The 14123-nt window shown below is 67.9% G+C and carries 12 protein-coding genes and 1 pseudogene; 5 read left to right on the top strand and 8 right to left on the bottom strand.

The window, feature by feature from the left end; all coding sequences use genetic code 11:
• Positions 1–111 precede the first annotated feature (111 nt).
• The 8 genes from KW83_RS04150 to dusB form a co-directional block, all read right to left on the bottom strand.
• Positions 112–1617, bottom strand: a complete 1506-nt coding sequence (locus KW83_RS04150) for a potassium transporter TrkG (RefSeq protein ID WP_036175102.1) — start codon at positions 1615–1617, stop codon at positions 112–114.
• A complete protein-coding gene (gene trkA / locus KW83_RS04145; RefSeq protein ID WP_407667840.1) occupies positions 1617–3104 on the bottom strand; it encodes a Trk system potassium transporter TrkA in 1488 nt (495 codons plus the stop codon). Before trkA ends, KW83_RS04150 begins: the two co-directional genes overlap by 1 nt.
• A complete protein-coding gene (locus tag KW83_RS04140) occupies positions 3052–3918 on the bottom strand; it encodes an alpha/beta fold hydrolase (protein WP_036175097.1) in 867 nt (288 codons plus the stop codon). Before KW83_RS04140 ends, trkA begins: the two co-directional genes overlap by 53 nt.
• On the bottom strand, positions 3918–5327 hold the full coding sequence (gene ntrX / locus KW83_RS04135; RefSeq protein WP_036175094.1) for a nitrogen assimilation response regulator NtrX: 1410 nt from the start codon (positions 5325–5327) through the stop codon (positions 3918–3920). Before ntrX ends, KW83_RS04140 begins: the two co-directional genes overlap by 1 nt.
• Positions 5312–7594 (bottom strand): sensor histidine kinase NtrY-like, encoded by a 2283-nt coding sequence (locus KW83_RS04130; RefSeq protein ID WP_081904458.1) that lies wholly within the window; start codon positions 7592–7594, stop codon positions 5312–5314. Before KW83_RS04130 ends, ntrX begins: the two co-directional genes overlap by 16 nt.
• Before the next feature lie 105 nt (positions 7595–7699).
• The gene (locus KW83_RS04125) at positions 7700–9070 is read right to left on the bottom strand and encodes a sigma-54-dependent Fis family transcriptional regulator (RefSeq protein WP_036175091.1); all 1371 of its coding nucleotides are present in this window, start codon (positions 9068–9070) and stop codon (positions 7700–7702) included.
• A gap of 1 nt (position 9071) precedes the next feature.
• The gene (locus KW83_RS04120) at positions 9072–10148 is read right to left on the bottom strand and encodes a two-component system sensor histidine kinase NtrB (RefSeq protein ID WP_036175089.1); all 1077 of its coding nucleotides are present in this window, start codon (positions 10146–10148) and stop codon (positions 9072–9074) included.
• A complete protein-coding gene (gene dusB, locus KW83_RS04115; protein ID WP_036175936.1) occupies positions 10145–11116 on the bottom strand; it encodes a tRNA dihydrouridine synthase DusB in 972 nt (323 codons plus the stop codon). The genes KW83_RS04120 and dusB overlap by 4 nt, the downstream gene beginning before the upstream one ends.
• A 199-nt stretch (positions 11117–11315) precedes the next feature.
• Between dusB and KW83_RS04110 the strand changes: the two genes are divergently transcribed.
• From KW83_RS04110 to KW83_RS04090, 5 genes and pseudogenes are all read left to right on the top strand, one after another.
• The gene (locus KW83_RS04110) at positions 11316–12467 is read left to right on the top strand and encodes a bifunctional 2-C-methyl-D-erythritol 4-phosphate cytidylyltransferase/2-C-methyl-D-erythritol 2,4-cyclodiphosphate synthase (protein ID WP_036175087.1); all 1152 of its coding nucleotides are present in this window, start codon (positions 11316–11318) and stop codon (positions 12465–12467) included.
• Complete coding sequence (locus KW83_RS04105; protein WP_036175085.1) at positions 12464–12952, top strand: phosphatidylglycerophosphatase A family protein; 489 nt, start codon at positions 12464–12466, stop codon at positions 12950–12952. The genes KW83_RS04110 and KW83_RS04105 overlap by 4 nt, the downstream gene beginning before the upstream one ends.
• Positions 12949–13416: a CinA family protein gene (locus KW83_RS04100; RefSeq protein ID WP_036175083.1), complete on the top strand. Its 468-nt coding sequence runs from the start codon at positions 12949–12951 to the stop codon at positions 13414–13416. Before KW83_RS04105 ends, KW83_RS04100 begins: the two co-directional genes overlap by 4 nt.
• Before the next feature lie 93 nt (positions 13417–13509).
• On the top strand, positions 13510–13704 hold the full coding sequence (locus KW83_RS04095) for a VOC family protein (RefSeq protein ID WP_036175933.1): 195 nt from the start codon (positions 13510–13512) through the stop codon (positions 13702–13704).
• Between the two features lie 101 nt (positions 13705–13805).
• Positions 13806–14123: pseudogene (locus KW83_RS04090) on the top strand (IS630 family transposase); the annotation flags it as partial.

The raw sequence follows: 14123 nt of genomic DNA, 5'->3' as shown, positions 1-14123 counted from the left end.
GTCCCTGAACAGGCGCGTTTGTCGCCGTATTTTTGTTTCGCGCCGGCTTTGGCCGACGCCGGAGGAGTATGGATCGCAAGGGGAGAACTTTCCATAGCTTTTTCCCGGACGTCAACCGCGCCAGAAATCCCGATTGAAGAGCGCGATCAGCGCCAGGGCCTCAAGCCGCCCCAGGACCATGACGTAACCCAGGATCACCCGCGCGGCGGCGCCGAGGTCGGCGTAGGCGATCGGCTGCTCTCCGCCCACGGCCGCCAGCGGGCCGGTATTCGACAGGGCAGCGATCGTCAGGATCGTGGCGGCCTCGAAGTTCAGGCCAATCAGCGCCAGCGCCGCCATCGTCAGAGCCACCGTCAGCGCGAAGAGCATGAAGAAGATCCAGGCCACGAACGCCCCCTCCCGGCGCAGGCGCCGCCCGCCGCGGCCGGAGCCGCCGACGGAGTTGGGATGGACGAGACGCGCCATCTCCCGCGCGCCGTGGGTGTAGAGCGCATAGATCCGGAGAAGTTTGACCCCGCCCGCAGTGGTCGCCACACCGCCACCGATGAGGCTCAGCCCGACCAGCAGGATTCCCGGCGTTTCAAGTCCGGACCAGTAGCGCGACTGCTCGAACGCGGTGCTTACGAACCCGGTGGTCGTCAGGAACGAGAGAGTGGTGAACACCGCGCCCCACAGGGCATGGGCGGCGCGCGCGATGTTTTCCTGGTCCTCGGTCTCGATCGCGCCGATGAAGTGGCGCAGGAACAGAAAAGCGGGGACCAGAACCACCAGCGTGGCCGCCAGGCGGATCTCGGGGTCATGCAACAAGATATTTCTTTCCCGCGTGATGAAGTCGTTGCGAAACGTCAGGCGCGAAACGGCGAACACCAGAAAGAGGAAGATCATCGCCTCTGCCGCGATGCTGTCGCCGGACCAGCCCGACGGCACGATGCCAGAGGTCGAGAGCGTCGACATCGCCAGGATCGCGCCGTCGGTCGCGGTCTCTCCGACCAGGACCAGGGCGATCCACAGGATGCCGGTGAGCGTGACGTAGACGGGCGCCAGCCGCACGGCGTAGCGGCGGAGCCGTTCTCCCGGACGTACGGCGCGGCGTTCGCGCAGAGCCGCGCGCCCCGCGGCGGTGATGTCCGTGGCGATGACCTCGAACCCCCCGAGGTTCAGGGGCGCCAGCACCGCAAGGGCCGAAACCCAGAAGAGCAGCCCCCCCATCCAGCCGACCATGGCGCGCCAGAGATGCAGCGTCGGCGACAGGGGCCGTTCGGAATAGAGCGACGCGCCAGTCGTGGTCAGGGACGAGACCATCTCGAACCAGGAGTTCAGCAGCCGCGCATCGCCGATGGACTCGCGAAACGGAACCGCCAGCATCAGCGGCAGCAGCACCAGGGCCGCCACCAGCCCCAGAAGCTGGCCGCGCACGGTGCCCTCCCTGCCCCGCGTCCCCAGCGCCACGGCCAGAAGGCAGAACAGCACCAGAAACAATGCGCCCGAGTAGAAAAACGACCGCGCGGTATGCAGGTAGCGCAACTGATAGGCGTGGATGGCCGGCAGGAACATGGCCGCGGCGCCGATCCCCTGCAGGATCAAGATGAACGGCAGACGCTTGAGCGTGGCGCGCATCAGAAGAAGTCGATGGAGACCTGGAAGAGCCGCTGTACCGCCGGAACGTCGGCAGCAAGCGCGAAGACGACGACGATATCGCCTTCCTCGATCCGGGTGGCGCCCGTTGGGCGGATGACCTTGCCGTTCTTTTCGACCGCACCGACCAGCGCGCCCTCGGGAAAGTCGATCTCCCGGATCAGCTGGCCTGAGATCGGAGAGGTGGAGAGCACCTGCGCCTCGATCACCTCTGCCTCGGCATCGCCGATGGAATAGACGCCGCGCACCCGACCGTGACGGATGTGGCGCAGGATCGAGCTGACCGTCGTGGCGCGCGGGTTGATGAACGCGTCGATCGCCAGCGGTTTCATCAGGGTCTGGAGCGACGGATCGTTCACCAGGCAGATCGCCATGCCGCAGCCGGCCTGCTTGGCGCGGACTGCGGCCAGCAGGTTGGTCTTGTCGTCGTCGGTGACGCAAAGCACCGAATCCGCCTTGTGGATCGTCGCCTCGGCCAGAAGCTCCCGGCTCATGCCGTCGCCGTTCAACACGATGGTCCGGTCCAGCGCATCGGCGGCAAACTCCGCGCAGCGGCGGTTCTTCTCGATCATCTTGACGCGGATCCGCAGTTCCGACGCCTCCAGCGCACGGGCGACGGCCAGACCGACATTGCCGCCGCCCAGGATCACCACCCGCTCCTGGCGCTTTACGGCCTTGCCGAAGATGTCGAGCGCGCGGTCGGTGTCGTCGCGGTGGCTGACCACGTAGATCTCGTCGCCGGCGAAAAGCTGGTCGCCCGGCTCCGGCGCGAAGAGCACGCCACCGCGCCGAACGCCGACCACCAGGCTGCGAAGGGTCGAGAAGAGATCGGTCAGCTGCTTGAGCGGCGTGTTCAGAACCGGGCAGTCCTCGTCCAGGCCGATACCCAGAAGCTGCACCTTGCCGCCCATGAAGGTCTGGTTGTCGAAGGCGGCCGGCGTGGACAGGCGGCGCAACGCGGCTTCGGCCACTTCCCTTTCGGGGCTGATGACCACGTCGATGGGCATGTGGTCGCGCCGGTAGAGGTCGGAATAGATCGCATCCAGGTAGGATTGCGCCCGGAGCCGCGCGATCTTGCGCGGCACCGCGAAGACCGAATGGGCGACCTGACAGGTCACCATGTTGACCTCATCGGAATGGGTCGCGGCGATGATCATGTCGGCGTCGCGCGCGCCAGCACGGTCGAGCACATCGGGATAGGATGCGTGTCCCGCGATACCCTGGACATCCAGCGTGTCCGTGGCCTGGCGCACCAGGTCGGGATTGTTGTCCACGACGGTGACGTCGTTCTGCTCGCCCGACAGGTGGCGCGCGATCTGCCAGCCGACCTGCCCCGCACCGCAGATGATGATTTTCATGGAGGAAACCTTTGCCGCCACGCGGATGGACCGGGTGTGGCACGTCTCAACGGGGGGATCAAGTTTGCGCCGCGGGGGGCGTCTCCGCCTCCAGGAAGCGGCGCAGGACAGGATGGAAGAGATCGGGCCTTTCGCGCATGGGCCAGTGGCCGGTGGGCAGCGCGATATAGCGGCAGTCGGGGATCCGTTCGCGGGCACGGGCAACAAGGTGCGCGGGCACCAGGCGATCGTCACGGCCCGCCACCAGCAGCGTGGGCGCGGTGATGCGGTGAAGCTGGGGCGTCAGGTCGGACTTCAGCCCGCCGGCGTCCATCTCGGCGGAAAGAAAGGCGTCGAGGCTGCGGCGGTGCATCTGCTGGCGCGCGGTGCGGCGCAGTTCCGCCACCGCTTTCTTGCTGACGCGCGCGGGGTCGCCGTAGCTCATGGCCAGGCCGAACCGGGCGAGGCGCGGAGAGAGTGCCGCGGCACGGTAGGCGACCGGGAGAATGCCCATGCGGAACGCCGCATAGGCAAGGGCGTGGTAGCGGGCGCGCGGCATCAACCCGTAGGGACAGACGGGCACCAGGCACCGGACCCGGTGCGGTGCGCGGATCGCCACCCAGAGCGCCATGCCGCCGCCCATCGAAACGCCCGCCATGTCCACCCGGTCCAGTCCCAGCGCGTCGAGGAACGCCACCGCCCAGCGACCCATCCCGGGAAGGTCCGGGGTGCCGGCCAGAGATTCGCTTTCCCCGTAGCCGGGCAGGTCCGGGACGATCACCCGGCGGGTGTCGCGCATGGCGGCCACGGTCAGCCGCCAGGTGAGTTCGGCATGATCGAACCCGGCGCCATGGAGGCAGACAAGGGGCACCGTATCGCGTGGCCCCTCGTCCACATAGGCGATGCGCCGTCCGCCCACGGTAGCGGTGCGGTCGGCATAGGGCATCAGTCCACGGTCTGCTCGTCCAGATGCGCCACGCGCGCGCCCTGCTTGGACGTGGTCACCACGCCCAACGATTTCAGCTTGCGGTGCAGGGCAGAGCGCTCCATCCCGACGAAATTCGCCGTGCGAGAGATGTTGCCGCCGAACCGGTTGATCTGCGTCAGCAGGTATTCGCGCTCGAAGAGTTCCCGGGCCTCCCGCAGGGGCAGCGTGGCAAGGCTGCCGGACAGCACCACACGGCCGTTGTCGCCGGACGGCTGGACGTCGGGGCCGGGCAGTTCCGCGGCGGCGATCTCTTCCTTGCCGTCGCCAAGGATCAGGACGCGCTCCATCATGTTCTTCAGCTGGCGGACGTTGCCCGGCCACACCATGGTCTGCAGCATCGCCTCTGCCTCTTGCGACAACGCGCGCGCCGGAAGGCCCTGGCTGCGGTTGAAGAGGCCCAGGAAGAAGGCGGCGAGCTCGGGGATGTCTTCCCTGCGGTCGTCGAGGCCGGGCACGTCGATGGGGACGACGGCAAGGCGGTGGAACAGCTCTATGCGGAAGGCGCCGGTCTCTGCCAGAACCGTGAGATCGCGATTGCTGGAGGAGATGACGCGGGTGTCCACCTTGATCCTTTCGGTGCCGCCGACGCGGGTGAAGGCCTGATCCACGAGCACGCGCAGGATCTTCGACTGGGTGCCCAGCGGCATGTCCGCGATCTCGTCGAAGAACAGAACGCCCTGGTCGGCCTGTTCCAGCAGGCCCGGCTCGATCCCCCGCTCCGCGCTCTCGCGGCCGAAGAGCACCTCTTCCATCCGCTCGGGCTCGATCGCGGCGGCGCCGACGGTGACGAACGGATGCTCCGCCCGGCCCGAATTGGCGTGGATGTAGCGCGCGGCCAGTTCCTTGCCGCAGCCTGCGGGGCCGGTCAGCATGACCCGCCCGTTGGAGCGCGTGACCTTGTCGAGAGACGCCTTGAGCGCGCGAAACGCCGGCGACGACCCGATCAGTTCCGGGGGCTCCACATCGCGGCGCCGAAGCTCCACATTCTCGCGGCGCAGGCGCGAGGTCTCCATGGCGCGGCCGATCACCACCATCAGCTGGTCGATGTTGAACGGTTTCTCGATGTAGTCGTAAGCGCCCTGCTTGATCGCGGCGACCGCGATCTCGATGTTGCCGTGACCGGAGATGATGATGACCGGAACGCCGGGATAGTCGCGCTTCGCGACCTTCAGGATGTCGATCCCGTCCATGTCGCTGTCCTTGAGCCAGATGTCCAGGATCATCAGGCTGGGGGGGTCGGACTGGATCTCGGCCATGCATTCGGTCGAGTTCGATGCCCTGCGGCAGGTATAGCCCTCGTCTTCCAGGATATCCCCGATGAGTTCGCGAATATCGCGCTCGTCGTCCACGATCAGGATGTCGCCCATTTCTTCTCCGCCTCCTTGTTGGTCGTTTCTGATTGTGCCGGTGCCGGTGCGTCGAGCGCCGGAAGCCGGATCTCCGCCCGGGCCCCGGCATGGGCCCCCGGCGCGAACGGCTGCGCGTCGGTCAGAACCAGCGTGCCGCCATGCTCTTCGATGATCTTGTGAACGATGGGCAGGCCCAGGCCGGTGCCCTCCGTACGTGTGGTCACGTAGGGCTCGAACAGGCGCGATCGGTCCTCCGGCAGACCGATGCCGTTATCCTCGATCACGATCGCGATTTCGGCGTCGCCGGGGATCAGGCTGACCCGGATCTCCGGCTGGTAGCCTTCGGGAGCGCCGGCCTCGATCAGGCTCTGCGTCGCTTCGCCCGCGTTCTTGATGAGATTGGTCAGCGCCTGGCCGATCATGTTCTCGTCGAGATCGGCCGGCACCGGAGCGTCGGGCAGGGTCGCGCCGATCCGCACGGCCTCCTGGCCCGCCTGCTGGAGAAGGACGGCACTCTCGACCAGCACCTTGAGGTCCTGCTGGCGCCGCTCCGGTTCGGGCATGCGGGCGAACTGGCTGAATTCGTTGACGATCCGTCGCAGCCCCTCGGCCTGGCGGACGATCACTTCCGTCATCTGCGCCAGTTTCTCCGGCTCCGACACCTCGCGCCCGAACTTGCGCTGGATCCGTCCCGCGGACAGCTGGATCGGCGTCAGCGGGTTCTTGATCTCATGGGCGATGCGGCGCGCGACGTCTCCCCAGGCGGCCAGCCGCTGGGCCGCGACCAGGTCGCTCACGTCGTCGAAGGCCACCACGTATCCCTCAAGCGCGCCGTCGCCAGAGCGCCGCTTGGCCACCCGCACCAGCAGGCTTTCGAGGATCCCGCCGCGCGACACCCGCACCTCTGCCTGCACGGTTTCCTCCCGCCCCTCGGCGATGCGGGTGAAGAGCGGGCCGAATTCCGGCACCGCCACGGTCAGGTGCACCGCCTGTCCCTGTCCCTCTTCGAGCCGCAGCAGCCGCTCGGCCGAGCGGTTGACGAAGGTCACGCGGCCGGCATCGTCCAGCCCGACGACGCCGGCGGTCACCGACGACAGCACCGAATCGAAAAGGCGTCGGCGCCTGTCGATCTGCGCGTTCGTGTCCAGAAGCGTCTCTCGCTGCACCTTGAGCTGACCGGTCATCTGGTTGAACAGGCGCCCCAGCATCGAAATCTCGTCGTCGCCGTCCTCTTCGGGAACGCGCACGTCCAGATCCCCCTTACCGACCCGTTCGGCAGCCTGCGCAAGCCGCCCCACGGGGCGCGAAAGGCGTTCGGCGAACCACAGGCCCAGCCAGATCGCAGCCAGGACGAGGATCAGCGCGAAGCCCAGATAGAGCAGCGCGAACTCGAACAACAGCCGCCCGCGATCCTGTTCGAGCTGGTTGTAGAGCCGCGCGGAATCCTTGGTGTCGTCCAGCAGCGCCAGAAGCTCTCCGTCGACGTCGCGGCTGACATAGAGGAACCGGTCCCCGATGCCGCCCAACGCCACCAGCGCGCGGAACTCGTTGATGTCCCAGTCCTCGATGATGACGGTTTCCCCGTCGCGGGCGCGGCCGATGGCGTCGGGGTCCGGCGCCTCGTAGTCGAACAGATACGACCCCTCTCCGCGGGCGCGGATCCCGCCCTCTCCGTCGATGACGAATGCTTCCCGCAGACCGCGCTGGATCTGCGCCTGTCCCTGCCCCAGAAGCTGGCGCATCTCGCCGTCCGACAGCAGGAAGGAGTTGGCGTTGGCGGCGGACAGGAACCGCGCCAGCGCTTCGGCATCGGTGGACAGATCGCGCCGCTGCTCCTCCTCGTAGGCCACGGCCGCGTCGAGCGACGCGCCAACGACCTCCCGAACCCGATCCGAGAACCAGCCCTCCAGCCCGAAATTCACCGTCAGCGCGCCGAAGATCGCCACCGTGATCGTCGGCACCAGGGCGATGACGGCGAAGACCCCCGTCAGGCGCAGGTGCAGCCGGGAGCCGGCGGATTGCGCGCGCCGGGCGGAGATGGTCCGCGCAAGGGCCATCATCACCAGCGTCGCCAGCGAGATGACGTAGATGAGGTCCGCAAGCAGCACCAGGCGCAGCGACACGGCGACGCTGGAGGCGTCGAGCGGGCCCAGCACGACGTAGGTGGCAAAAGCCAGCACGGGCCCCAGGACGACGAGCCCGATGGTCGCCGCCGTCTTCGCACGCCTGTGGCGACGCAAACGCGCCAGCCGTTCCCAGCTCAGCATCCGCCTTGGATGCGCCATGGGGGACCCCCAGAAATGACGGCGCGCCGTGTACGCCTGTACCGCTCGGGCGTGACCGTTCGTCGGGGTCGTTGGATGCCCCTGCGCCACGCTTCTGTTGCAGCTTTACATCAATTTTCTGCGGCGTGTCACGTGAATTTCGAGATCGGTGATCTTCTTTCTCAGCGTGTTCCGGTTGATGCCCAGCAGATCGGCGCATTTCGCCTGATTCCCGCTTGTGGCATCCAAGGCGATCTCGATCAGCGGGATCTCCATTTCCCTGAGGATGCGCTGATAGAGCCCCGGCGGCGGCAGCACGCTGCCGTGGAGGTCGAAATACCGCCGAAGATGCCGGGCGACAGAGGCCTGGAGGCGCTCTCCGTCGCCACCGCCCTTCAGGGGCTCCATGGCCGGCTGGCTGCCCAGCACGCCTTCCGCCTCCGGGCGGGTGATTTCTCCTTCCCCGCCGGTGATCATCAGACGGCGCACGGTGTTCTCCAACTGCCGCACGTTGCCGGGCCAGGAATAGCGCCGCACCAGCGTCATCGCGTCGTCCGAGATGGCCCGCGGCGCGGCACCGTCACGCTCTGCCCGGCGCAGGAAATGCTCGGCCAGAAGCGGGATGTCCTCGACCCGTTCGCGCAGCGACGGAACGGCGAGCGTCACCCCGGACAGCCGGTAAAACAGGTCGGAGCGGAACCGCCCCGCCTCCATGCGTTCGGCAAGGTCCGCCTGGCTGGTGGCCATGATGCGGGGGGCGTTTTCCGGCAGCGTGTCGAGACGCCGCACGATCCGGGCCTGCGCGTCCTGGTCCAGGTCGCCCACCTCATCGAAGAGGATCGTGCCGCCCCTCGCGCGGGCCAGGATGGATGCCGTGCCCTCTATGCTGGCCAGATCGCCGGCGCCGGCCACAACGAAGGGCAGTGTCCGGCGGTCCGAGAAATCGTGCACCGCACGGGCGACCAGCGATTTGCCGGTGCCGGATTCGCCGGTGACGAGCACCGCCAGGTCGGTATTCATGATCCGCGCGACCAGCCGGTATAGCTCTTGCATGGCCGGCGTCCGTCCCACCAGCGGCAGGTCCGATTGCGCGGAAGGAAGCTCTTCGCGCCGGAGTGCGGCGGGGGGCTTGGGTGGCGTATCGAGCGCGCGGGCCGCACGTTTCATGAGGTCCGGCAGATCGAACGGCTTGGGCAGGTAGTCGAAGGCTTCGGCTTCCGCGGCCTGGATCGCGGTCATGATCGTGTTCTGCGCGGAGATCACGATCACCGGCAGACCGGGCCGCTTGGTCCCGATCTCCGGAAGCGCCTCCAGCCCGTTGCCGTCGGGCATGATGACGTCGGAGATTACCAGATCGCCCTTGCCCTCATCGACCCATCGCATGAGCGTGACCATCGAAGATGTCGCGTGGACCTTGCAGCCGGCCCGGGTCAGTGCCTGGGTCAGAACGGTTCGGATCGTGCGGTCGTCGTCGGCGACGAGAACGGTGCCGTCCATGTCAGTCCTCTTCGGTTGCTGCATACGGTGCGAGGGGAAGCGAGATACGGAACGCGGTGCGTCCGGGATAGCTTTCGACGCCGACAAGCCCGCCGTGTTCGCTGACGATCTTGGAGACCAGCGCGAGGCCCAGGCCGGTGCCGTTCTCGCGCCCGGACACGAACGGGTCGAAGATCGAATCGATCAGCTCGGACGGCAGGCCGGGCCCGTCGTCCACGATCTCGACCTGCAGCGGCACCGATGATCCCGATCCGTCGCGGCGACGCACGCGCAGCGAGTGGTCGTAGAAGGTACGCACCGTGAGGGTCCCGCCCGCGGGGCCGGCGGCCTCGGCCGCGTTCTTCATCAGGTTCATCACGACCTGCTGGATCTGGTCGGCATCGATCCAGGCCGGCGGCAAAGACGGGTCATAGTCCTCGACCATGCGCATCTGCGCGGCGAACCCCAGCGACGCGCTCTTGCGGGTGTGGTCGAGCACATCGTGGACGTTGACGGCCCGGCAGGCGGGGGGGCGCAAGTTGCCGAACTGCTCCACCTGGTCGATCAGCGCGGTGATCCGCCGGGTCTCGATCACGATGAGGTCGGTGAGTTCCCGGTCGCTCTGGGACAGCCCCATGGAAAGCAGCTGGGCCGCCCCGGTGATCCCGGCCAGCGGGTTCTTGATCTCGTGGCCCAGCATCTCGGCCATGCCGATGGCAGAGCGCGCGGAAGAACGTGCGGCCCCTGCCTTCTGCAGACGCACGGCCAGCTGGCGCGGGGTCACCAGCAGCAGCAGATGGCCGGGCATCCCGACCATGGGGGCGACCTGGATGTTGCAGCTTTCGGGGGGGCGGGTGCCGGATCCCACATCGACCGTGTTCACGAACAAGGGCGAGCGATTGTCGCGCACGCGCTGGAACGCGTCGTCCAGCGGCGCATCGATGAAGACCCGGTCGAAGAGCGGCGCGCCCACCAAGGAGCGCATGGACACGTTCAGAAAATCCTCGGCCGCGGCGTTCACCTGGGCGATCCGGTCCTTCGGATCGACCAGAAAGGCGGGCAGCGGTAGCGACGCCCAGAGACCTTCGGGAAAGCTCATGCCGCCCGCGCCTCCCGCGCCAGCGCATCGGGGAGCAGACGGGCCAGGGCCTCAGGTCCGTCCGCGGTGAGGATCATGCGCCTGAGCGGCGTTTGCGGGGCGGCATGGTCCAGGTACCATCCCAGGTGTTTTCGGACCACGCGCGTGCCCAATGCGCGGCCGTAAAAGCGGCACGACGCGTCCACATGCCCCACCACCAGATCCGCCAGCGCCGCCGGGCCGGGGACCGCGGGGGCGGGCGTTCCGTAAAGCTCCGCCGCGATCCCGGCGATGAGCCAGGGCCGCCCCCGGATGCCGCGGCCGATCATCACCCCCGCGGCGCCCGAATCCGCCAGCGCCGCGCGCGCGTCGGCGGCCGAGCGGATGTCGCCATTGGCCACGACCGGCACCTCCACGGCCTCGGTCACCGCCCGAATCGCTGCCCAGTCGGCGCGGCCGGTATAGAACTGGCACCGGGTCCGGCCGTGGACCGTGATCATGCGCACCCCCGCCGCCTCTGCGCGGCGCGCGATGTCCGGCGCGGTCATGGCGCTTTCGTCCCAGCCGAGCCGCATCTTCAGCGTGACCGGCACCGACACCGCCGACACCACCGCCTCGATGAGGCGGAGCGCATGGTCCGGATCGCGCATCAGAGCCGAGCCCGACAGCCCGTTCACGACTTTCTTGGCCGGGCAACCCATGTTGATGTCGATGATCCGCGCACCGGCGCCTTCGACCCGGCGCGCGGCCTCTGCCATCCAATGCGCCTCGCGTCCCGCGATCTGCACCGCGGTGCCGGCCCGCCCCAGACCCAGCGCCGCCCGCTCGCGCGTGCCGGGCTTGCCCTGAACCATCTCCTGACTGGCCACCATCTCGCTGACCACCAGACCGGCGCCGAACCCTTGCACAAGGCTGCGGAACGGCAGATCGGTGATCCCGGCCATCGGGGCCAGCACGACGGGAGGGGTCAGGTCGAGGGGCGAGGACATCGGAAGCACGGCAGCCCGTTCTGATGAAACAATGTGCGTTTGCCCGGTCAAGTATCGCCCCCCACCGACAAGAGCCAATGATCAGAGCCGCATTTTCCGTAAATTTTCTTGAATTGCCCAAAAGAGAGGCGGTGCCGGTCCCCCGGATCTGCGCGTTACTCTATGCAACCATGGCCGGGACCCTAATCGGAAAGAAAGCATGAGTGGCAGCACACGGATCGCAGCAGTCATCGTCGCGGCAGGACGCGGCACCAGGGCCGGGGCCGGCCTGCCCAAGCAGTGGCGCGACCTGCGCGGCCGAACCGTGGCCGCCCGCGCCATCGAAGCGTTCCGGAGCCATCCGTCGGTGTCGCGTACCGTGCTGGTGCTGCATCCCGACGACATGGGGCTGGCCGCAGGCTGGCGGGCCCACGGCGACATGGCGGTCGCCATGGGCGGCACGACGCGCGGCGCGTCGGTCCGTGCCGGGCTGGAGGCCCTGGTCGACCAGGGCATCGACCGGGTCCTGATCCACGACGTGGCGCGGCCGCTGGTGCCGCGGGCCCTGATCGACAGGGTAATCGCCGCGCTGGACGGCGCGCCCGGTGCGGCGCCGGCCATCGCGGTGACGGACGCGCTCTGGACCGGGCGGGACGGCGAGGTGACCGGTTCCGTGGACCGGCAGGGACTGTTCCGCGCGCAGACGCCCCAGGGCTTCCGGTTCCAGCCGATCCTGGAGGCGCACCGCGCCGATACCGGCCGCGCGCTCGACGATGTGGCAGTCGCGCTGGGGGCAGGTCTGGACGTTTCCATCGTCCAGGGCGATGAGAGGAACCTGAAGATCACCGGCGCGGAGGACTTCGCCCGGGCCGAGGCGATCCTGGAGGCAGAGATGGACATTCGCGTGGGCAATGGCTTCGACGTGCACGCATTCACGCACGGGAACGGCGTGACCCTCTGCGGCATCGCGGTGCCCCATGACCGCGCCCTGCTGGGCCATTCCGACGCCGATGTGGGGATGCACGCCGTGACGGACGCGATCTACGGCGCCCTGGCCGAAGGCGACATCGGCCGCCATTTCCCGCCCAGCGATCCGCAGTGGAAGGGGGCGGCGTCGCGCGTTTTCCTAACCCATGCCGCAGAACTGGCGCGCGCACGCGGCTATGCGGTGTCGAACGTGGACGTGACGCTGATCTGCGAGATGCCGAAGATCGGTCCCCATGCGCGGACCATGGCCGCGGAACTCGCCGCGATCATCGGCATCTCGCCGGAGCGGATTTCGGTCAAGGCGACCACGTCCGAGGGGCTGGGCTTTGCCGGGCGGCAGGAGGGGATCGCCGCGATGTCGGCGGTTTGCCTGGTGTCGCAATGAGCCGGATCGTGGCGACATTCTTCTACGTGGGACTGTTGAGACCCGCGCCCGGAACCTGGGGTTCCCTTGCGGCGCTGCCGGCGTTCTGGCTGCTGCATGTGCTGGGCGGCCCCGCGCTCGCCGTCGTCGGGATCGCCGTGGCCTATGCGCTTGGCCACTGGGCGACCACGGTGGAAACGGCGCGCGCGGGCGTGAAGGATCCGGGCTGGATCGTCATCGATGAGGTCGCGGGTCAGTGGGTGGCGCTGTTGCCGCTTTCGTTCGGGGCGGCGTATGCGGACGTCTCCGTGACCGCTCTCTGGCCCGGGTGGGCCGGGGCATTCGCGCTGTTCCGCCTTTTCGACATCTGGAAGCCCGGCCCCGTGGGCTGGGCGGACCGGATGGGTAGCGCCACGGGTGTGATGCTGGACGATGTGATCGCCGGGCTGATGGCGGCCGTCGGCGTGGTTGTCCTGGCGGCTTTGGCGCACGGGTTCGTGGTGTGACCCCCGCCGCGCGGATCCTGGAACGCGCCCGGGCGGCGGGTGCGACGATCGCGACCGCGGAGAGTTGCACGGGCGGCATGGTCGCGGCCGCGATGACCGGGCCTGCGGGCGCTTCGGCGGTGTTCGACCGGGGGTACGTCACCTATTCCAACGCCGCCAAGATTGCGCTGCTCGGCGTCTCGCGCCACACCCTCGGCCGTGCCGGCGCAGTCTCTGAAGAGGTCGCGCGCGAAATGGCGGACGGGGCGCGAAGCGGGTGCGGGGCCAGCCACGCCGTGGCGGTCACCGGAATCGCAGGTCCGGGCGGGTCGGAGCACAAACCCGAGGGACGGGTGTGCTTTGCGGTCGCGGCCCCCGGCGGCATCACGGCAGAGACGGTGGAATTCGGCGCCATAGGCCGCGATGCCGTGCGCGCGGCGGCCTGTGATCATGCGTTGAGGATGCTGCTCGACGCGCTCCCATGACTGGCGCGGGGATGGCGTCCGTGCCCAACGCCATCCCTGAAATTTCACGGCACTTTTTCGGCGATGGTAGAGGGACGGATCATGGAGCCTGACATGCAGCAGCAGATTTCGGTCGTAACCCTCGGCATCCGCGATCTGGGTCGTTCGACGCGGTTCTATCGGGGCGGGTTCGGATGGGCACCGATCTTCGAGAACGAAGAGATCGCGTTCTATCAGATGAACGGCTTCGTTCTGGGCATGTGGCTGCGGCCGGCGCTAGAGCGGGATGAAATCAGCCTGAATCGATAGAGGATTCACAGGCCTGCATTTTGGTGATTCACTGTTGCCGACCACAAGATGGAGGGCGAGTAGTGGGTAGAGCACTTTCAATGGACCTTCGAGAGAGGGCAATGGCGCGGCTGTTGGGGGGCGAGAGCGTGCGTCAGGTCGCAGCGGCCCTGGATGTGGCTCCGTCCAGTGTTGTGAAGTGGTCGCAGCGTTTGCGTGCGACCGGGAGTTGCGCTCCGGCAGGGACAGGCGGCCACCCGCCACGCAAGATTGCAGGCGGGCATGAGGCGTGGCTTCTGGAGCGGATAACGGAGCCGTTCACACTGCGCGGACTGGTGGTGGAACTGGCCGAGCGCGGGCTCAAGGTCGACTACCGCACCGTCTGGGCCTTCGTGCGCCGCAAGGGCTACTCGTACAAAACAAGAACCAACTCGCCGAGG

It is taken from the genome of Palleronia rufa (genome assembly GCF_000743715.1).
Classification (GTDB): Bacteria; Pseudomonadota; Alphaproteobacteria; order Rhodobacterales; family Rhodobacteraceae; genus Palleronia; species Palleronia rufa.
Note: the sequence above shows the minus strand (reverse complement) of the source record. Positions and strands in the feature narration are given on the sequence as shown.